At 69.5% G+C, this 19,063-nt stretch carries 16 protein-coding genes; 5 read left to right on the plus strand and 11 right to left on the minus strand.

What is annotated here, in order from left to right:
* Position 1: 1 nt before the first annotated feature.
* A complete protein-coding gene (gene lonB / locus J2754_RS09030; protein ID WP_188877854.1) occupies positions 2-2,047 on the minus strand; it encodes an ATP-dependent protease LonB in 2,046 nt (681 codons plus the stop codon).
* Between the two features lie 178 nt (positions 2,048-2,225).
* On the opposite strand from lonB, the gene J2754_RS09035 reads away from it, so the two are divergent.
* Together J2754_RS09035 and J2754_RS09040 are read left to right on the plus strand one after the other, a co-directional pair.
* The gene (locus J2754_RS09035; protein WP_188877853.1) at positions 2,226-2,753 is read left to right on the plus strand and encodes a nicotinamide-nucleotide adenylyltransferase; all 528 of its coding nucleotides are present in this window, start codon (positions 2,226-2,228) and stop codon (positions 2,751-2,753) included.
* Positions 2,754-2,796: 43 nt separating this feature from the next.
* Positions 2,797-3,558, plus strand: coding sequence for an SAM hydrolase/SAM-dependent halogenase family protein (locus J2754_RS09040; protein WP_188877851.1), 762 nt, complete (start codon positions 2,797-2,799; stop codon positions 3,556-3,558).
* Here J2754_RS09040 and J2754_RS09045 read toward each other — a convergent pair.
* A complete protein-coding gene (locus J2754_RS09045; protein ID WP_211087228.1) occupies positions 3,555-5,387 on the minus strand; it encodes a flippase-like domain-containing protein in 1,833 nt (610 codons plus the stop codon). The genes J2754_RS09040 and J2754_RS09045 overlap by 4 nt on opposite strands.
* A gap of 224 nt (positions 5,388-5,611) precedes the next feature.
* Between J2754_RS09045 and J2754_RS09050 the strand changes: the two genes are divergently transcribed.
* Positions 5,612-5,860, plus strand: a complete 249-nt coding sequence (locus J2754_RS09050; RefSeq protein WP_188877847.1) for a DUF7123 family protein — start codon at positions 5,612-5,614, stop codon at positions 5,858-5,860.
* Between the two features lies 1 nt (position 5,861).
* Here J2754_RS09050 and J2754_RS09055 read toward each other — a convergent pair whose 3' ends face one another.
* From J2754_RS09055 to pyk, 5 genes are all read right to left on the minus strand, one after another.
* A complete protein-coding gene (locus J2754_RS09055) occupies positions 5,862-6,458 on the minus strand; it encodes a winged helix-turn-helix transcriptional regulator (RefSeq protein WP_188877846.1) in 597 nt (198 codons plus the stop codon).
* 44 nt (positions 6,459-6,502) lie between these two features.
* Positions 6,503-7,711: an SPFH domain-containing protein gene (locus J2754_RS09060; protein WP_211087229.1), complete on the minus strand. Its 1,209-nt coding sequence runs from the start codon at positions 7,709-7,711 to the stop codon at positions 6,503-6,505.
* 370 nt (positions 7,712-8,081) lie between these two features.
* Positions 8,082-8,681: an NfeD family protein gene (locus J2754_RS09065; protein WP_188877843.1), complete on the minus strand. Its 600-nt coding sequence runs from the start codon at positions 8,679-8,681 to the stop codon at positions 8,082-8,084.
* 494 nt (positions 8,682-9,175) lie between these two features.
* The gene (locus J2754_RS09070) at positions 9,176-9,400 is read right to left on the minus strand and encodes a DUF7312 domain-containing protein (RefSeq protein WP_211087230.1); all 225 of its coding nucleotides are present in this window, start codon (positions 9,398-9,400) and stop codon (positions 9,176-9,178) included.
* Entirely contained in the window at positions 9,400-11,154 is a 1,755-nt protein-coding gene (gene pyk, locus J2754_RS09075) for a pyruvate kinase (RefSeq protein WP_211087231.1), read from the minus strand. The genes J2754_RS09070 and pyk overlap by 1 nt, the downstream gene beginning before the upstream one ends.
* A gap of 109 nt (positions 11,155-11,263) precedes the next feature.
* Between pyk and J2754_RS09080 the strand changes: the two genes are divergently transcribed.
* Entirely contained in the window at positions 11,264-11,509 is a 246-nt protein-coding gene (locus J2754_RS09080) for a hypothetical protein (RefSeq protein ID WP_188877838.1), read from the plus strand.
* Positions 11,506-11,748 (plus strand): hypothetical protein, encoded by a 243-nt coding sequence (locus J2754_RS09085; protein ID WP_188877837.1) that lies wholly within the window; start codon positions 11,506-11,508, stop codon positions 11,746-11,748. The genes J2754_RS09080 and J2754_RS09085 overlap by 4 nt, the downstream gene beginning before the upstream one ends.
* A 3-nt stretch (positions 11,749-11,751) precedes the next feature.
* Here J2754_RS09085 and J2754_RS09090 read toward each other — a convergent pair whose 3' ends face one another.
* The 4 genes from J2754_RS09090 to gltB form a co-directional block, all read right to left on the minus strand.
* Positions 11,752-12,810, minus strand: coding sequence for an NAD(P)-dependent glycerol-1-phosphate dehydrogenase (locus tag J2754_RS09090; protein WP_188877835.1), 1,059 nt, complete (start codon positions 12,808-12,810; stop codon positions 11,752-11,754).
* Between the two features lie 67 nt (positions 12,811-12,877).
* The gene (locus J2754_RS09095) at positions 12,878-13,867 is read right to left on the minus strand and encodes an NAD-dependent epimerase/dehydratase family protein (RefSeq protein ID WP_188877833.1); all 990 of its coding nucleotides are present in this window, start codon (positions 13,865-13,867) and stop codon (positions 12,878-12,880) included.
* 47 nt (positions 13,868-13,914) lie between these two features.
* Complete coding sequence (locus tag J2754_RS09100; RefSeq protein ID WP_188877831.1) at positions 13,915-14,478, minus strand: hypothetical protein; 564 nt, start codon at positions 14,476-14,478, stop codon at positions 13,915-13,917.
* A 66-nt stretch (positions 14,479-14,544) separates the two neighbouring features.
* On the minus strand, positions 14,545-19,023 hold the full coding sequence (gltB, locus tag J2754_RS09105; protein ID WP_211087232.1) for a glutamate synthase large subunit: 4,479 nt from the start codon (positions 19,021-19,023) through the stop codon (positions 14,545-14,547).
* Positions 19,024-19,063 lie beyond the last annotated feature (40 nt).

Genomic DNA, 19,063 nt, shown 5'->3' on the forward strand with positions numbered 1-19,063 from the left:
GCTACTGCGGCGACGGGCTCCCGCCCTGCGCGCCGGCGCTGCTCTTGCCCTTCTCCAAGGCCTCACCGGTGATGTTCTTCAGCCGAGCGACGAGCGAGTCCTTCTCGGGCTCGCCGACGAGCGCGAGATCGAGGACCTCGCTGATGTGGCTGACCGGGATGACCTCGATCTGGTCTTTGTACTCGTCCTCGATCATGACGTCCTGTTCGTTCGCCTTCGGGATGATGACGCGATCGCAGCCGGCCTTCGCGGCGGCCTCGATCTTGTGTGTCACGCCCCCGACGGGGAGGACGTCCCCGCGCACGGACAGACTGCCGGTCATGGCGAGGTCCTGTGCGATCGGGATGTTCTCGAGGGCGCTGATGACGGCGGTGGCGACCGTGATGGAGGCGGAGTCGCCCTCGACGCCCTCGTAGGACTGCACGAACTGGATGTGGATGTCCTTGTCCGCGATGGATTCGCCCGTGTACTTCTTGATGATCGCGGAGACGTTCTCGACGGCCTCCTGGGCGATCTCCTGGAGTTTCCCGGTCGCGTAGATCTCGCCGCCCTCGCCCTGGCGGGGCGTGACTTCGGCCATGACGGGCATCATGATGCCGGAGTCCCCGCCCATGACGGCGAGGCCGTTGACGCGGCCGACGGCTTCGCCGTCGGAGGTCTTCAGCTCGTAATCCTTGCGGCGCGCGATGTAGTTGTCCGCGACCTGCTGCTCGATGGAGCGCGAGCGCTTTTTCGCCTCCAGGACGTCGTCGCGCTCGGTGTGCTCGTGGCCCTTCGAGCGGGCGATGTCGCCGGCGACGCGGACGAGCCCACCGAGGTTACGCAGTTCGAGCGTGAGGTGCTCCTTGCGGCCCGCGCGGCGCTTCGCCTCGAGGATGACCTCGCGGACGGCGTCCGGCGTGAAGTCCGGGAGCTGGCCGTCGCGCTCGATCTCCTGGGCGACGAAGCGCGCGAACTTGCGGCGCATCTCCGGGGTGTCGTCGATGGTGTCGTCCATGTACACCTCGTAGCCGTACCCCTTGATGCGCGAGCGCAGCGCCGGGTGCATGTTCTCCATCGCGTCCATGTTCCCCGCGGCGACCATGATGAAGTCACAGGGGACGGGCTCGGTCTGCACCATCGCACCCGAACTACGCTCGGACTGGCCGGTGATGCCGAACTCGCCCTCCTGAATCGCCGTCATCAGGTGCTGCTGAGAGCGGACGTCGAGCGTGTTGATCTCGTCGATGAACAACACGCCCTTGTTGGACTTGTGGATCGCGCCGGCCTCGACGCGCTCGTGGGCCGGGGTCTCCATGCCGCCGGACTGGAACGGGTCGTGCCGGACGTCGCCGAGGAGCGCGCCGGCGTGCGCACCGGTCGCGTCCTCGAAGGGCGCCGTCTGACGCTCGGCGTTGTTGATCAGGAGCTTCGGGATCATCGCGTCGCTCCCGCGATTCGAGTAGCGGAACGCGAAGTAGATGATCCCCGCCGCGAGGATACCGAGAAGGATCGCACCCTCGACGAGGAAGGCGTAGCCGACCACGACCGCGAGGACGATCCACATGAGGAACGTGCGCATCTGGTTGCGCTTTCGCACTTCCTCCTGGTGGGCCTCGACGATCTGGTCGCCCTTCCCGGCGGGGACGGTCCGGACCTTCGGTTCGTTCGAGTCGTCCGGGTTGTGGTAGACGAGGACGTCCTGCAGGCTCTCCTTCGGGAGGAGTTGGCTCATCGCCTTCGCCAGCATGGACTTCCCCGTCCCCGGAGTGCCGATCATCATCACGTGGCGGTGCTGTTTGGCCGCGCGCATCACGATGTCGCGGGCCTCCTCCTGGCCGATCACCTGATCGACCAGTCGCTCTGGCACCTTGATGTCCGCCGTCGAATCGACCTTGAGGCCGCCGAGGAGGTCGTCCTCCGCGGCGTCCTCGTCGATCTCGACGTCGCCCTCGACGTCCACTTCACTGCCGAGGTCGTCGAGGTCGCCGTCGGGCGAGGGGTCCGGGCGGGTGTCGGTGTCGTTCTCCCCCTCGTAGGGAGTGTCGGTCGTACGGTCGTTGCTCATAGAACCCTTATCGCTAGGTGATGGAAGGGGAGCGCGATTGATATACTTTCTCCCTCCGAGGAGCGACGAAAACGCCGGACACCGGCGCGGAGAAGCGGATATTCGCGGGTCGGTGACGCCGCCGTCGCCACGCTTATGCGGGCCCGGCGGGTGGGTGTGGGTACCGTAACAACCGATCATGACTCGTGGGTTCTACATCGGGCGGTTCCAGCCGTACCACCAGGGTCACCACCGCGTCATCGCGGACATCGCCGAGGAGGTCGACGAGCTCGTCGTCGGCATCGGAAGCGCGGATCAATCGCACAGCGTCCGCAACCCCTTCACCGGCGGCGAACGGATCATGATGATCACGAAGGCGCTGGCCGACCTCGACCTCGTGACGTACGCCGTCCCCCTAGAGGACATCAACCGGAACGCCGTGTGGGTGAGTCACGTCCGATCGATGAGCCCGAACTTCGACGTCGCGTACTCCAACAACCCGCTCGTCGTCCGCCTCTTCGAGGAGGCCGGCATCGAGGTCCGCGGGTCGCCCATGTTCGACCGCGAGGTCCTGCGCGGCACCGAGATCCGCGAGCGGATGGTCGCGGGCGACGACTGGTCCGACCTCGTCCCCGACGCCGTCGAGCGCGTCGTCTCGGAGGTCGACGGCATCGAGCGGATCAGACGGGTGAGTGACACCGACGTCGAGGCCACCCCGAACGACTGACCGATCCCCTCGCTTTTGTCCCTCGCTCGCGTTCGCACCCGACGTGATCACGCTCGCCTCCGACTTCGGGTCGCCCTATCCGGCGGCGATGCGCGGCGTCCTCTGCTCGCGCACCGACGCCCGCCTCGTCGACGTCGCGCACGACTTCCCCAGACAGGACGTCCGAACCGCCGCGTTCTGGCTCCGCGAACTCCTCCCCACCTTCCCGGCCGCCGTCCACCTCGCCGTCGTCGACCCCGGCGTCGGCACCGACCGTCGACCGATCGTCGTCACCGCCGGCGAGCACGCCCTCGTCGGCCCCGACAACGGCCTCCTCCTGCCCGCCGCCCGCGCGCTCGCCGAGGGCGACGACGGCGCGGCCGTCTCGTGCTACGAGGTCCCCGTCGACGACCCCGAGAGCACGACGTTCCACGGCCGCGACGTCTTCGCGCCCGCCGCGGCCGCCGTCCACGAGACGGGACCCGACGGCCTCGACTACCCCACCGTGGACGATCCGGTCGATCTCGCCTTCCCGGAGGCCACCGTCCGGGGCGGCGAGGCACGCGGCGAGGTGCTCGTCGTCGACGGTTTCGGGAACGCCATCACGAACGTCCCCGGCGACTTCCTCGCCGGTCGCCGGGGGGCGTACGCCCGCGTTGACGGTGAGCGCGTCCCGGTCGCGCGAACGTACGACGCCGTCGAGACGGACGAACGACTGGTGACGGTCGGGAGTCACGGCAACGTCGAACTCGCGGTGAACCGGGGACGCGGCGACGCGGCGTTCGGCGTCGAGGCCGGGAGCCGGATCCGACTCGCGCTCCCCTAATCGGTCGTTCCGGCCTCAGTCTCCATCGCGTCCGCGCCCGGCCCCTCGACGGCCTCGGTGAGCGAGACGTTGAGCGTGAGCATGCTGACGACGCCGCCGACGACCGTGACGGCGTTCTTCACGGCGTGATCGACGAGAGCGACCGCGAGCGCCGCGGGCGCGCCGATCGGCGTGAGCGCGACGACGAGCAGCGTGAACGCCCCCTCGTAGAGCCCGATCCCGCCCGGCGAGAGCGGGAGGACCTTAGCGAGGTTCCCCACGGAGACCGCGAAGAAGCCCGTGGCGAGGAGCGTCGAGAGCGGGAGGTCGACGCCGAACGCGAGGAGCACGCAGAGCGCGGTGACGACGTCGATCCCCCAGACGAGAACGCTCGTCGCGCCGACGCGCGCGAACGCCGGCCCGTCCGCCGCGACGGTCTGCACGTCGGCGACGAACGACTCGACGACGCCCGCGACGAGTTCGACGTAGCCGTCGTCGCTCGCCCACTCGATCAGGCGACGGGCGTAGCCGCCGTCCATGCGTGCGGACGCGACGATGGCGACGACGGCCGCGACGGCGAGCGCGCCCACGAGCCCCGCGACGGCGAGGGCGGTCTCCGCGCTCCGCTGGTCGGCCCCGAGCGCGTCGCCCGACACGGCCCCGGCGATCGCCGCCACCTGCTCGGGCGCGAAGGCGGCGAGGCCGAGCAGGACCGATCCCGCGAGGAGCGTGATCGTGAGCAGGTCGAAGACGCGCTCGACGGCGAGCGACGCGAACCCGGAGGTGTAGGGGACGCGCCGCCGGGCCTTCACGACGTACGCGCGGATGAAGTCGCCCCCGCGCATCGGGAAGACGAGGTTCCCCGTCTGCGAGACGAACACCGCCCCGGTGAGGAACCAGACGTCCTCCCTGTAACCGAGTTCGGAGAGGATGTCCCGGTAGCGCAGCCCGCGCAGCGGCCACGAGAGCGCGTAGACGACCGCCCCGAGCGCGACGATCGCCGGGTCCGCGTCCGCCATCGCGGCGAGCACCGAGCTCGGATCGAGGTAGAAGAGCATCAGCCCGAGCGCGACGAGCGTGAGCACGATGCCCGCGAGCGCGCCCGTCCGCCGCGTCACGTACGGCTCGACGCTGAACTCCCACCAGCAGCGCACGACCTGCGATCCCATCCCGAAGACGTCGCGCACGAGATCAACCTTCGAGTCGCCCTTCGGCTCCCAATCGACCGGGAACTCGTGGACGCGGAGACCCGCCCGCTGTGCGCGGACGAGCATCTCCGTGTCCCAGAACCAGTGTTCGTCCTCGACGTCGGGTTCGAGACGCTCGAACGCCTCGCGCGAGAACGACTTGAAGCCGCACTGGTGATCGCGCAGCTCGGACCCGAGGAAGAGCCGCGCGGCCAAGTTGAAGCCGCGGGAGGGGATGCCGCGCTTCGCCGGGCGATCCGCGACGTTCTCGGACATCCACCGCGATCCCGTCGCGACGTCGTAGTCGCCCGAGCGGACGCTCTCGACGAGGTGTTCGAGGTGGCGCATGTCCGTCGCCATATCCGTGTCGAAGTAGACGAGGACGTCGCCGTGGGCGGCCGCGAAGGCCGCGTCGAGCGCACCGCCGCGGCCGAGACGCTCGTCGCTGTGGAAGTGTCGAACGTCGTCGAACGCGGCGGCGAGTTCGTCCGCGATGTCGGGCGTTCGGTCGTCGCAGCCGTCCTCGGCCACGACGACCTCGTAGCTCCCGGCGGGGAGGAACGCACCGAGCGCGTCGCGCGTCGTGCGGACGGTGTGTTCGATCGTGTCCTCCTCGTTGTACGCGGGGAGGACGACGCTGACCTCGGTCTGCCGGTCGCTCATCTACCACTACTCGCCACGCTCCGAGTAAGTACCTTCTGCTCTCCGCCATCGGCGGTCGGGGTCGGCGGCCTGTTTCGCCATCCTACCAGGCCGGCCCCGAACGGCCGTTCGCGGGCACACGCAGTTCACTCTAATGCCCCGTTTTGTGGCCCCTTACCCCTCAAATACGGCGTTTTAACGGACGTACCAAACCCCCTATAGCCGATCGACCCCTCTCGTCACGTATGAGCACGAGCACGAGCGCGACCGCGGCGACGAGCACCCTCACCCCGAAGCAGGAACGGATCCTCGCGTACCTCCGCGAACACGCGGGCACGCGCACCTACTTCAAATCGCGGCTCATCGGCGACGCGCTCGATCTCTCCGCGAAGGAGGTCGGGACGAACATGACGGCGCTCCAAGAGGGGGAGTACGGGATCACCGTCGAGAAGTGGGGGTACTCCTCCGCGACGACGTGGAAGGTCTCGGTCTGAGTCAGGGGTCGTAGGCGACGAGCGCGTCGGCCTCGCGCGCGAGGGCGGCCGCCGCGTCGCCGAACGAGTCCGCGTAGCGGACGACGAGGACGAGCACCATCTCGGGCTGTGTGATCGCGTATCCGTCGTCTCGAGAGAGGAGGCCGACGCCCTCGAGCTCCGCGGCGTACTTACTGATCGTGCCGCGCGAGACGTCCGCGGCGTCGGCGAGCGCCGCGCCGTCCGCGTCCGGGTCGCGGAGGAGGGTGACGAGCATCGATCGGGGCGTCTCGCGGCGGAGGTAGCCGAGCGTGATCTTCTCGAGGTCGGCGAACTCCCCCGCGGGGTAGAACCGCCGATAGTCGCCGTCCCGGTAACTCTCGACCGCGCCGGCATCGACGAGCCGGCGGAGGTGGTGTTGGGCCTCGCCGGTACCGAGCTGGAGGTCGTCGCGGAGCTTCGAGAAGTGTGCGCCGGGCGTCGTCGTCAGATAGCCACCGATCGCCCCGGGGACGTCGCTCTCGCCCGCCGCCTCGTCGGCGAGACCGACGAGCGGGCTCGCGGCTCCGACCGCCGCGAACCGCCGGAGGGTCGCGCGCTTGCTCTCGTCGATCCCCATTCGGGCACGAGTACGTCGGGCTCGCGCAAAAAGTTTCGGACGCGCTACGACCGCTCCGTCTCGGTCTCGGCGTCGTCGGTCGCGTCGGGGGTCGTCGACCCAGACGTCTCCGCGGGTGACGCGCTCCCGGTATCGCCGCCCTCGAACTCGGCGTCCATCTCCTCGATGACCTGATCGGTCTCGGTCGCGCCCGTGTCCTGTCCGGCCATCACTTCCTCGGCCTGCTGTTCGAGCTTCTCCGGATCGACGTCCGCCTCCTCGCTGATCTCGTTCAGCAGCTCGTCGATGCTGTCGAGCCCGAGGAGTTCGCGCGTCTCCTCGTCGAAGTCGAGGCTGTCGAGCCCCTCGGCCTGCGTCGCCACGTCGCTGTCCGTGAGGTGCTTCCCGTATCGTCCGACGAGGCTCGTGAGCTCCTGCGGGAGGACGAACGTCGTCGACTCGCTCTCGCCCATGCGCTCGATCGCCTCCATCCCCCGCTCGATGACGGCGCGCTCGCCCATCGATTCGGCGGACTTCGCGCGGAGGACGGTCGAGACGGCGTCACCCTGCGCTTCGAGGACTTGAGACTGCTTTTGCCCCTGCGCGCGGATGATGTCCGACTGCTTCGCACCCTGCGCCTCCTCGATCGCGGACTGGCGTTCTCCCTGCGCTTCGAGGATCATCGCGCGGCGCTTGCGTTCCGCGGACGTCTGTTGCTCCATCGCCTGCTGGACGTCCTTCGACGGATTGACCTCGCGGACCTCGACGCTCTCGACGCGGATCCCCCACTCGTCCGTGGGTTCGTCGAGCTCCTTGCGGATGCGCGCGTTGATCTCCTGACGCTTGTTGAGCGTGTCGTCAAGCTCCATGTCGCCGATCACGGCGCGCAGCGTCGTCTGCGCGAGGTTCGAGACGGCGCGCTTGTAGTCGTCGACTTCGAGGAAGGCGCGTTTGGCGTTCATCACGCGGATGTAGACGACGGCGTCCGCCGTCACCGGCGAGTTGTCGCGCGTGATCGCTTCCTGTCGCGGCACGTCGATCGTCTGCGTCCGCATGTCGAACGTGTACGTCCGCGAGACGAACGGCGGGATGAAGTTGATACCCGGTTCCAAGAGGCCGCGGTACTCCCCGAAGACCGTGAGCGCCTTCTTCTCGTAGGCGTCCACGATCTCCACCATCTGATAGACCGTGACCGCCGCGAGCGCGACGAGGAGCACTGCCACGATCGTGAGCGGCAGGCTCCCGCCGAGCTGCAGCGGGGTGAGTGGGACCATGCGTAAACGATCACACAATTCGGGGATAAAGCTTCGCCCCGACCTTTTGCCGCGCGCCTTCGGCGCTTGCGAAAGCTCGACCATCGCCGGAAATCTTCGATTTCTGTCTATGCAGCGAGATCGTTCGAAAGACGCGACGCGTCTTTCGTGATGACGAGACGGCTCCGCCGTCTCGAACCACGCCGAAGGCGTCTCGCACGCAAAATGTCCGTCAGACCCCTCCACGGGAGGGGTCTTCGGACCTCGCGGCGAAGGCGCGAGCAGGATCGCTCGCGGTTCCCGTACCGCATCCGCCCACCGCCCCCGCATCCGCCTACCACTCCCGCATCCGCCTACCGCCCCCGCATCCGCCTACCACTCCCGCATCCGCCTACCGCTCCCGCTCCGCCTCGCCGTCCGTCTCCTCCGCCTCCGCGTTTCGTTCCGCGTTCGCCTCCGCTTCTCGTTCCGCCGCCGCCTCCCGTCCCGTTGCGAGTTCGCGGTCGATGTCGTCCGCGCCGTCGGTCTCCGCGACGGTGAGTACGTTCCCACCCCCAGGGTCGACGACGATCACGTCCGTTCCCTCCTCGATCGCGTCGGCGCCGTCGATGGTGCGGGCGGCGTACGTCGGGTCGAACCCCCCGGCGTCGGTCAGTCGAATCTGTCCCGACGAGCCCGTGACCCGGTCCGTGACGACGCCACGCGCGCCGCGCAGCGACGTCGATCCCTCCGTCTTCCCGCGACCGCTTCCCTCGTACAGTTCGAAGCGCCGGTAGCCCCAGAGCGCCAGCACGCCCACGACGAAGACGAGGAGGGCGAGCACGACGGGCGTGACGACGCCCGGAAGGAGCACGCCGGCGAGGCCCGCGACGAGGAGCGCGACGCCGATGACGACGAAGTGGGCACCGGGCGCGAACGCCTCCGCGATGCAGAGCGCGACGCCCGCGACGACGAGGACGAGCGAGAGCGACGCGCCGAATAGGTCCGCCATACGGGTACTCGGGGTGCGACCGGGAAGAACGTTACCCGCGACCTTTGGCTGCGCTCGCCTTCGGCTCGCTGGCAAAAGCTCGACCAAAAGCGCAGCGGACCACCTTCGGTGGTCCTTGCGCCCGAGCGCGAAGGGCTCGGTGGCTTCGCAAGTGAGCACCGCGAACGAACGCGATCGGCGCGACGGAGTCGCTCCGGAACCGGCGGGCGTCACGCGAGGCCGCAGGGCCGAGTGTGACTCAGAGAGAACGGAGTTCTCGCCTGACTCCGGGTCTTGACGGACTACTCGATCGCCGAACGCTTATACCGTGGTTTGACCACGTTTCGGCTGCCGAACGTTCCAACTGGTCAGCGTCCGCGCGACGAGCGGTCGCCGCTCGTCGCGCGGTTCACTCGCCCGGAGGGCGAGGCCGACGAATCCCCGTCAGGGGGCGAGGAAGGCTTTTTGTCGAGTTTTTGCAAGCGCGCATAGCGCGCGCTGCAAAAGGTCGTGCGTCAGCCGACGAGCAGGAGTGCGAAGACGCCGACCGCGAGCGCGACGCCGGCGACGAAGAAGACGACGTTCTCGGAGCTCGGTGAGCCGGGTTCGACCGGCGATGGCTCCGGACGCTCGGATTCCACGACGCCGTCCTCGCCGACCTCGTTGACGCCGAAGCGCCACTGCTCGTCGCCGGCGTCCGCGTCGTCGCCACCGTCGTCCGCGCGGTCGCTCCCGGCCATCACCGCTCACTCTCGCCGCCACTGATACTGCCGGCGTAGACGACGCCGCGTTCACCGTCGATGGTGACGACGTCACCGTCCGCGACGTCGTCGCTGAGCGCCGCGCTGCCGACCATCGGGAGATCGAGTTCGCGCGCGACCATCGCCGCGTACCCCGTCAGCCCGGTGTCGGCGCTGATGACGCCCGCGAGCCGTTCGAGGTCGCCCTCGAGCTCGCCCTCGAAGTCGGCGGAGAGGACCGCGATTGCGTCGTCGGGGGCGTCCGCAAGGTCGCCGTTCGTGACGCGGTGGACGGGACCGCTCACGCGGCCGCCGACCACCGACCGCCCCGTGGCGACCGTCTCGGCGGCGACGTGGACCTTCAGGGTGTTCGTCGTGTCCGTCCCAGCGATTTCTGTCATCATCCCGGAGATGACGACGACGGTGTCGCCCGACTCGACGACCCCCGCGTCGATCGCCGCGGAGACGGCGTTCTCGATGACCGCGGAGGCGCCGCCGTTCGTGTAGTCGGCGTACTGCGGCGCGACCCCGCAGGAGAGCGCGAGCTGCCGGCGGACGTCGTCGTTCGGCGTCGTGGCGACGACCGGCATCGCGGGGCGGAACTTCGCGGCCTTCCGGGCGGTGTACCCGGACTCCGAGGCGACGACGACCGCGGTCGCGTCCACGTCGCGCGCGAGGTAGCGCGCGGAGCGCGCGAGCGCGTCCGTTCGCGACTCGTCGGCCTTGGGCACGCGCTGCTCTCGCAGTTCGTCGTACTCGTCGCTCGCCTCGGCCTCGCGGACGATGCGGTCCATCGTCTCGACGACGTGCACGGGGTCGTCGCCGACCGCGGTCTCGGCGGAGAGCATCACGCCGTCCGTCCCGTCGAGGACGGCGTTGGCCACGTCGCTCGCCTCCGCGCGGGTGGGGCGCCGCGAGTGGACCATCGAGTCCAGCATCTCCGTCGCCGTGATGACCGGCGATCCCGCGTTGCGGCACTTGCGGATGATTCGCTTCTGCGTCACAGGGACGTCCTCCATCGGGCACTCGACGCCGAGGTCGCCGCGCGCGACCATCACGCCGTACGCGGCGTCGATGATCTCGTCGAGGTTCTCGACCGCGCCCGCGCGCTCGATCTTAGCGATGATCGGGATGTCCGCGCCGAACTCCTCCAGCGTCGAGGAGATCTCGTAGACGTCCTCCGCGCTCCGGACGAACGACGCCGCGACGAAGTCTACGTTCTCCTCGGCGGCGAGCCGCAGATCGCGTCGGTCCTTCTCCGTGACGATGTCGAGGTCGAGTTCGACGCCGGGGACGTTCACGCCCTTGCGCGACCCGAGCGTGCCGCCGCTGACGACGGACGCGGTGATGACGCCGTCGTCGACGGCCTCGACGCGCGTCTCGATCCGGCCGTCGTCGAGCAGGACGACGTCGCCGGGTTCGACCGCCGTGATGTCGTTCGAGAGGCCGATCCGTTCGGGCGTCGCGGTGTCGCCGACGGCGAACTCCACGCGCGCGTCCGTCTCGATCTGGATCGGGTCGTCGATCTCGGCCGTCCGGACCTCCGGACCCTGCGTGTCGAGCATCACCGCGAGCGGTTCGTCGGTGACGTCGTCGACCTGCCGAACGGTGTGGATCCGCTCGCGGCGGTCCTCGACCGTCCCGTGGCTCGCGTTCAATCGCGCGATCGACATACCGGCGTCGGCGAGTTCGCGGATCGTGCCCCGGTCGTCCGTCGCCGGGCCGAGCGTACAGATGATCTTCGCGTTCCTCATTGCCGCTCGCTTCGCTCGCCGCGAGGTAAAAGGTCGGGGGTTACTAGGAGCCGAGTTACTCTTTTCGAGCCGGCGCCACGTTCTTGCTCCTCCGGCGCTTCCTCAGCCCATGAGCCAGCGAATACGGATCGTCAGCGTCCTGCTCGTCGCTGCGTTCCTCCTCGCCATCGCGCCCGGAAGCGCCGCAGCGGCCGACGACTGTACCACCGGCGGCGTCAACGCGTCTGACGTCGAGGCGTTCGTCGACGGCTACAACGACAGCACCGACCGACTGCCCGGGATGCTCCGCGATCGGCTCGCCGACGAGCGCGTCGCCGTCGACGTCACCGGCGTGAACGACACGTACACCTGGTGACGAACGGAAGCGCGCACGTCGCGGAGATCGAGAACGGCAGCGTCGACCCGACCCTGCGCGTCACGACGACGGCGCCCGTCCTCTGTAACGCGACGGCGTCCGAGGACCCCGCTGGCTCCATGCTCGACGCCTACGACCGTGGCGACGTCGACATCGAGGGCGTCGGGATCGTTCGCGGCGCCGGCGTCACCGTCGCCAAGGCCGCCTACGGCGTCGGGAGCGCGCTCGGCGTCTGGTGACCGTCAGATGACTCCGGTCTTCGCCACGGCCTCGCGCGCCGCGGCCTCGCTGAGACCGTTCCCGAGGATCGTGTAGCGGTCCCTGATCTCGTGGGCCGTCGTGAGCGCCTCTAGGAGGAGCTCGTCGTCGATCCCGAGTCCCGCCGCGGTCGTCGGCGCGTCGATGGCGTCGAGGGCGTCGCGGACGGCGCGCCAGTCGCCGCGCTCCCCGCTGTGGAGGTACTCGGTGACGATGGCGGCGACGCCGACCTGGTGGCCGTGGAGGGCCTTCCCGGGCGCGATCCGATCGAGCTGGTGGCTCACGAGGTGTTCGGCGCCCGACGCCGGCCGCGAGGAGCCCGCGATGCTCATCGCCACGCCCGAGGAGACGAGCGCCTTCACGACCATCCACGCGGCCTCCTCCAGACCCGGACGGACGCTGTCGGCGCTCTCCACGAGGAGTTCGGCCGTCATCTCCGCGAGCGCCGCCGCGTACTCGCTGTACTCGACGTTCTTCAGCCGATTGGCGAGCCGCCAGTCCTTCACGGCGGTGTAGTTCGAGATGATGTCCGCACACCCAGCGGTCGTGAGCTCCCACGGCGCGTCGGCGAGCACGCCCGTGTCCGCGACGACGGCGACCGGCGGATCCGCGGCGACACTGTGACGCGTATCGCCCTCGGGGACCGAACCCCGCCCGGAGACGATGCCGTCGTGGCTCGCCGCCGTCGGCACGGAGACGAAGCCGAGGTCGCAGCGGTCGCTCGCCATCTTCGCGATGTCGATCGCCTTCCCGCCGCCGACGCCGATCAGGTACGCGGCGTCGCTCGCTTCGGCGGCGTCGATGACGCGTTCGACGGCGTCGAAGCTCGCCGTGTCGACTTCGACGATCGCGGGGTCCGTGCCGCCCGCCTCGTACTGCGCGACGATGTCGGCCGCCGCCACCTCGTGGGGCGTCGGGCTGGTGACGACGAGCGGACGGCCGCGGAGGTGCGTGTCCGCGACGACGTCCCGAACCTCCCCGAGGACGTCGTGGCCGACCACCACGTTCCGCGGGAGCTTGATCCACGACGTTTTGGTGAACATACCGGTTCGTCGGCGGCCCGCGACAAAGCGGTTGTCCTCTCTTCTCCCCTCCGCTCCCACGGCCCCCTCAGATCGTTTCGAGGACGTCGAGGACGGTCTCCTCGGCCGCGCGCTCCGGGCCGTTCTCGACCCCCGTTCGGTCGCCCTCGCGGTGCTCCCGCGCCGTGGTCGCCATCGCTTCCGCGACCGGCGTCGAGTCCCAGCCGAGCGCGGCCAGCTTGTGCGTGTCGAGCAGGTGCGGCGCGGGCCGGTAGAGCGGGAACGACCCGAGTTCGAGGCCGACCGTCGAGAGTTCGCGGTCGCTCGCGCGGACGAGTTCGACGTCCGTATCGAGGGCGTCCGCCGCCGCGCGCAGCGTGTCCGCGAGCGTGAGCGCGTTCCGATCCCCGACGTTGTACGCCTCGCCGGGCGTTCCCGACTCGGCGACGAGCCGAAGCGCCGACGCGACGTCCGCGACGTAGGCGCGCTGCCAGAGGTTCGTCCCGTCGCCGGGGACGACGACGCGATCGTACTCGTCGACGCGGTGGAGCCAGTAGTCGAGGCGCTCCGTGTAGTCGTGGGGGCCGTAGACGACCGTCGGGCGCACCGCCATCGCGTTCACCCCCCGCTCGGCCGCGCGGAAGACCATCCGATCGCCCTCGGCCTTCCGGTTCCCGTACGTCGCGTCCGTGTCGTCCGCGGCCTGATCCGCCGAGCAGTCGCACAGCGGCGTCTCGTCCTCCCGCTTCGGGACGTCCTCGGCCGCGTACGCCGCCCCGGAGGAGACGTAGACGTACGCGCCGACGTCGGCGAAGACCTCCGTCGCCTTGCGGACGTCGCGCGGGTGGTAGGCGACGCAGTCGATCACGACGTCGGGTTCGACCTCGCGTTTCGCCGTCAGGAGCTCGCGGTCGTTCGTCCGGTCGCCCGCGTAGTGATGAACGCCCTCGCGGTCCGCGAAGGGGGACGCGTGCTCCCCGCGGTTGAAGACCGTCACGCGGTAGTCGTGATCGAGTAGCTCCTCGACCGTGTGGCGACCGATGAATCGTGTCCCGCCGACGACGAGCGCTTCGTCCATACCGGCCGATCGTGCGGCCCGCAAAAAGGGGTGACGGGACGACGGACTCAGGCGACGCGGAAGCGCGCGACGTACGCCGTCCACGCGCCGTCCGCCCGGGCGACGACGCTGAACGCATAGGTTCCGGCGCCGAGAGTGAGCGGGCCGCAGACGACCGTCTCGTTCGCGGGCGACGCGTGCGACGCGCCGACCTGGAGCATCCACGCCTGCGACGCCCCCGGCGGGATCTCGCGCCACGGCTCGATCGTCGCGTCCGGCGCGACGCGCTCCCAGCCGTCCGCCGTCTCGCGGTGGACCGCCCAGTCGTAGGGGTTCATACCGAGCGTCGACTCGCCGCCGTTCGACAGCGTGAACTGGAGCGTCCCCGGCGCCGTGACGGTCGTCGCCGACGGCCGGAGGACGACGGGCGCGTCCGCGTTCGCCGCACAGACCGTCGCGTCGGCGGCACGGAGCGACGGGCACTCCCCGAAGGGCGGCGTCGTCCCGTCGCCGTCGTCGCCGTCACCATCACCGTCGTTCCCGCCGGCCCCGCCCGAACAGCCGGCGAGCGCGACGCTCACGGTTCCGGCGAGCGCGCCGCACAGTCGGCGTCGTGAGAGCTGTGTGCCCATACCGTCGGTAACGCGACGGGCGAGAAAAGCGATTTCGGGGACTGAAACGGGCGTTTCAGTCGGATCTCAGTCCGCGTGACCCGGTTCGGGTTCCGCCGCGGGCGCCGGGAGCGACTTGCGCGCGTCGTCCTCCGGGCGCTCCGCGATGGCGTCGGCGTAGGCGTCCGGCATCACCTTCACGAAGTCGTCGCGGGCCGCCGACCAGGTGCCGAGCAGGGTGGAGGCGCGATCGGAGTCCGTGTAGGTCTCGTGGTTCTGGACGAGTCGACGGAGCATCGCCTCGTCCTGGTCCGTGAGTTCGGTCTCCAGGGAGACCATCCCCCGGTTCGCCTTCTCGGCGAGTTCGTCGTCGGGGTCGTAGACGTAGGCGACGCCGCCGGACATCCCGGCCGCGAAGTTCCGCCCGACGTCGCCGAGCACCGCGACGACGCCGCCGGTCATGTACTCGCAGCCGTGATCGCCGACGCCCTCGACGACGGCCTTCACGCCCGAGTTCCGGACGGCGAATCGTTCGCCGGCCGTGCCATTCACGTACAGCTCGCCGTCCGTCGCACCGTAGAGCGCGACGTTCCCGATGAGGGTGTTCGTCGCCGGGTCGAAGGGCGCCTCGTCGGGCGTGTTCACGACGATCTTCCCGCCGGACATGCCCTTGCCGACGTAGTCGTTCGCCGCGCCCGTGAGGTTCAGCGTGACGCCCTGTGCGAGCCACGCGCCGAAGGACTGCCCGGCGATGCCGTCGAGGTCGAGCGACACCGTGTCGTCCGGGAGGCCATCGCCGCCGTGCGCCGTCGAGACGGCGTTCGAGAGCACGCCGCCGACCGCGCGATCGACGTTCGTCACGTCGGTGTCGACGCTGACGGAGTCGCCGGCCTCGATCGCGTCGCCGACGTCTTCGAGGACGTCCCAGTCGAAGTGCTCGTCGTGGTCCGTGTCCTGCTCGCGGGTGCGGTAGCGGTCGTCGTTGTCGACCGGGTCCGCGATGACGCGAGAGAGATCGAGCGTGCGGGCCTTCGGGTGGTCGACGTCGCGCTGGTCGAGCAGTTCGGTCCGCCCGACCATCTCGTCGAGGTCCGTGAAGCCGAGTTCCGCCATGATCTCGCGCAGCTCCTGCGCGATGAACATCATGAAGTTCACGACGTGTTCGGGCTGGCCGGGGAAGCGCTCGCGGAGCTTCTCGGACTGCGTCGCGATCCCGACCGGGCAGGTGTTGGCGTGACACTGTCGCGCCATCACGCAGCCGGAGGTGACGAGACTACCCGTCCCGAACGCGAACTCCTCGGCGCCGAGGAGCGCGCCGATGGCGACGTCGCGGCCCGTCTTGAGCCCGCCGTCGACGCGGAGCGTGACGCGCGAACGCAGGCCGGTCTCGCGGAGGAGCTGGTTCGCCTCGGCGAGGCCGAGCTCCCACGGGAGGCCCGCGTGCTTGATCGAGGTCTTCGGGGACGCGCCCGTCCCGCCCGCGTGCCCGGAGATGTGGATGCAGTCCGCCTTCGCCTTCGCGACGCCGGCGGCGATCGTACCGATGCCGGCCTCGGAGACGAGCTTGACGTGCACGCGCGCGTCCGGGTTACCCGAGCGCAGGTCGTAGATGAGCTGCTTGAGGTCCTCGATGGAGTAGATGTCGTGTTGGGGCGGCGGGCTGATGAGACCGACGCCGGGCGTCGAGCAGCGGACGCCGGCGATCATCTCGTTGACCTTCGAGCCGGGGAGGTGACCGCCCTCGCCGGGCTTGGAACCCTGCGCCATCTTGATCTGGAGATCCTCGGCCTCGGAGAGGTACTCCGAAGTGACGCCGAAGCGCCCGGAGGCGACCTGCTTGATCTTACACTCCCGCTCGGTGTTGAAGCGCTCGGGCGGTTCGCCGCCCTCGCCGGTGTTCGCCTTCGCGCCGATGGAGTTCATCCCCTTCGCGTTGTTCTCGTGGGCCTCGGGGCTGAGGCTCCCGAGACTCATCGCGGCCGTCGAGAAGCGCTCGACGATGTCCTCCGCGGGCTCGACCTCGTCGAGCGGGACGGGGTCGCGCTCCGAGCCGTCGATGTCGATGAGGCCGCGCAGCGTCTGGAGCTGCTGGGTCTGATCGTCGATCAGGTCCGAGAACTCCCCGAACTGCTCGTAGTCGTCGGAGCGGACCGCGGACTGCAGGGCGTTGACCGTCTGGGGGTTCCACTGGTGGAACCGACCGTTCGAGGTGTTCGTGAACTCGCCCTGTCGTTCGAGGTCGACCTCCTCGCTGGCGTACCCCTGCCGGTGGCGCTCGCGGAGGTCGGCCTCGATCTCGTCGAGCCCGATGCCGCTGGTCTTGTTCGGCGTCCCCTCGAAGTACTCGTCCACGAGGCCGTCGTTCAGGCCGACCGCCTCGAAGATCTGCGCGCCCCGGTAGGACTCGACGGTCGAGATGCCCATCTTGGACATGACCTTCAGCAGGCCCTGTTCGAGGGCGTCGACGTACGTGTCGACGGCCTCGGCGTCGTCCATCCCGTCCGGGCCGGCGACGAGGTCCGTCACCGTCTCCATGGCGAGGTAGGGGTTGACCGCGCCCGCGCCGTAGCCGACGAGCGTCGAGAGCTGGTGGACGGTCCGGGGATCGCCGGACTCGACGACCAGACCGGCACGCGTGCGCAGGCCCTCGCGGACGAGGTGGTGGTGGACGGCGCTCGTCGCCAGCAGGCTCGGGATGGCGAGGCGCTCCGCCCCGACGTCCCGATCGGAGAGCACGACGATCTCGGCGCCGTCGCGGATCGCGGCCTCGACCGTCGCGCGAACGTCCTCGACCGCGTCTTCGAGGTCCGTCTCGGGGTCGTAGGTGATGTCGACCGTGACGTCCGGGACGTCGGTGTCGCGGACGCGATCGAGGTCCCCGTCGGTCAGGATCGGGGAGTCGAGGACGACCTGATTGGCGTGGGCGGCCGTCTCGTCGAGGAGGTTTCGCTCCCGACCCAGTCGGGTCTGGAGGGAGGTGACGACGTCCTCGCGGATGTAGTCGATCGGCGGGTTCGTCACCTGCGCGAACATCTGGCGGAAGTAGCTGAACAGCGGGATGTTGAACTTCGAGAGGACCGCCAGGGGCGTGTCGTCGCCCATGGAGCCGACCGGGTCCTTCCCGGCGTCGAGCATCGGCTCCAACACTTCGTTCAGTTCGTCGTGGGTGTAGCCGAAGGCGGCCTGTCGGGCGCGCAGCGCGTCGCCGTCGCCGCTCGGGAGGGGGTCGGCGGCGTGCCCCTCGTAGTGCGTCTGCTCGGCGTCGACCCACTCGCCGTACGTCTCGTCGGTGAGGTCCTCGAAGACCTCGTCGTCGGGGACGACGCGCCCCTCCTCGGGGTCGGCGACGAAGAGCTGGCCGGGCTGGAGCCGGCCGCGCTCGGCCACCTCGGCGGCGGGCGTCTCGACGGCGCCCGCCTCGCTCCCCATGACGAGCGTGTTGTCGGTCGTGATCTCGTAGCGACACGGGCGGAGCCCGTTGCGATCGAGGGCCGCACCGACGCGTTCGCCGTCGGTCCCGACGACGAGCGCGGGGCCGTCCCACGGTTCGATGAGCGAGGCGTGGTAGTCGTACCAGTCCCGGCGCTCCTCGTCCATCGCCTCGTCGCCCTCCCAGGCTTCCGGGATGAGCATCCGGAGGGCGTGAGGGAGGTCGCGCCCGCCCTGCATCAGCAGCTCGAGGGCGTTGTCGACGCTCGCGGTGTCGGACTGGTCCGGGTCGGGGATCACGGGGCGGATCGTGTCGAGCTCGGCCTCGCTGAAGCGCTCGCTCTCGACGTCGTCCTCGCGGGCGCGCATCCAGTTGACGTTGCCCTTGATCGTGTTGAACTCGCCGTTGTGGACGATGTTCCGGTAGGGGTGGGCGAGGTGCCACGCGCCGAGGGTGTTCGTGGAGAAGCGCGCGTGCACGAGGACGAACGTGGAGGTGAGACGCTCGTCCTGTAGGTCCGGGTAGTAGTCGCGTACCTGATCGCCCTTCAGGAGACCCTTGTAGACGAGCGTCTGTCGGTCGAGCGAACAGACGTAGAATCGCTCGTGGTCGACCGCCTTCTCGACGGCGCGCCGGCCGACGTAGAGCGCGCGATCGAAGTCGTCGTCGTCCATGTAGTCGTCGGGAGTGACGACGAGTTGGGCGACGTGGGGTTCGGAGTCGAGGGCGGTCTGTCCGAGGTCGGCGTTGTTGGTCGGGACGTCGCGCCACGCGACGACGTCGAGACCGTGTTCGTCGAGGGCGGCGGCGACGGCGTCCTTGGTGTCCGCGCGTTCGTCGGCGTCCTGCGGGAGGAAGAACGATCCGACGGCGTACTGCTCGGGGAGGTCGTCGATCTCGTCGGCGAAGAAGCCGTCCGGGATTCGGAGGAGGATGCCGGCCCCGTCGCCGGTCTTCTTCTCAGCGCCGGTCGTCCCGCGGTGTTCGAGGTTCGCGAGGAGGTCGAGACCGTCGGAAACGACGTCGTGGCCGCCCTCACCGTCGAGGTCCATGACGACCCCGACGCCGCAGTTCGAGCGTGCCTCGGCCGGGTCCGCGAGGCGCCGGCCGCCGCTCCGTGCGTCGTGCTCAGTCATATGTGACTGTAAGACACGGGTCGTCGCATAAAACACCTTC

The sequence above is a fragment of the Halarchaeum nitratireducens genome (assembly GCF_017874695.1).
In the GTDB taxonomy this organism is placed as follows: Archaea; Halobacteriota; Halobacteria; order Halobacteriales; family Halobacteriaceae; genus Halarchaeum; species Halarchaeum nitratireducens.

Coding starts and splice junctions, on each gene's coding strand:
- lonB (WP_188877854.1), bottom strand. CDS start 2,047: ATGAGCAACGACCGTACGACCGACACTCCCTACGAGGGGGAGAACGAC.
- J2754_RS09035 (WP_188877853.1), top strand. CDS start 2,226: ATGACTCGTGGGTTCTACATCGGGCGGTTCCAGCCGTACCACCAGGGT.
- J2754_RS09045 (WP_211087228.1), bottom strand. CDS start 5,387: ATGAGCGACCGGCAGACCGAGGTCAGCGTCGTCCTCCCCGCGTACAAC.
- J2754_RS09050 (WP_188877847.1), top strand. CDS start 5,612: ATGAGCACGAGCACGAGCGCGACCGCGGCGACGAGCACCCTCACCCCG.
- J2754_RS09055 (WP_188877846.1), bottom strand. CDS start 6,458: ATGGGGATCGACGAGAGCAAGCGCGCGACCCTCCGGCGGTTCGCGGCG.
- J2754_RS09060 (WP_211087229.1), bottom strand. CDS start 7,711: ATGGTCCCACTCACCCCGCTGCAGCTCGGCGGGAGCCTGCCGCTCACG.
- J2754_RS09065 (WP_188877843.1), bottom strand. CDS start 8,681: ATGGCGGACCTATTCGGCGCGTCGCTCTCGCTCGTCCTCGTCGTCGCG.
- J2754_RS09070 (WP_211087230.1), bottom strand. CDS start 9,400: ATGGCCGGGAGCGACCGCGCGGACGACGGTGGCGACGACGCGGACGCC.
- pyk (WP_211087231.1), bottom strand. CDS start 11,154: ATGAGGAACGCGAAGATCATCTGTACGCTCGGCCCGGCGACGGACGAC.
- J2754_RS09080 (WP_188877838.1), top strand. CDS start 11,264: ATGAGCCAGCGAATACGGATCGTCAGCGTCCTGCTCGTCGCTGCGTTC.
- J2754_RS09090 (WP_188877835.1), bottom strand. CDS start 12,810: ATGTTCACCAAAACGTCGTGGATCAAGCTCCCGCGGAACGTGGTGGTC.
- J2754_RS09095 (WP_188877833.1), bottom strand. CDS start 13,867: ATGGACGAAGCGCTCGTCGTCGGCGGGACACGATTCATCGGTCGCCAC.
- J2754_RS09100 (WP_188877831.1), bottom strand. CDS start 14,478: ATGGGCACACAGCTCTCACGACGCCGACTGTGCGGCGCGCTCGCCGGA.
- gltB (WP_211087232.1), bottom strand. CDS start 19,023: ATGACTGAGCACGACGCACGGAGCGGCGGCCGGCGCCTCGCGGACCCG.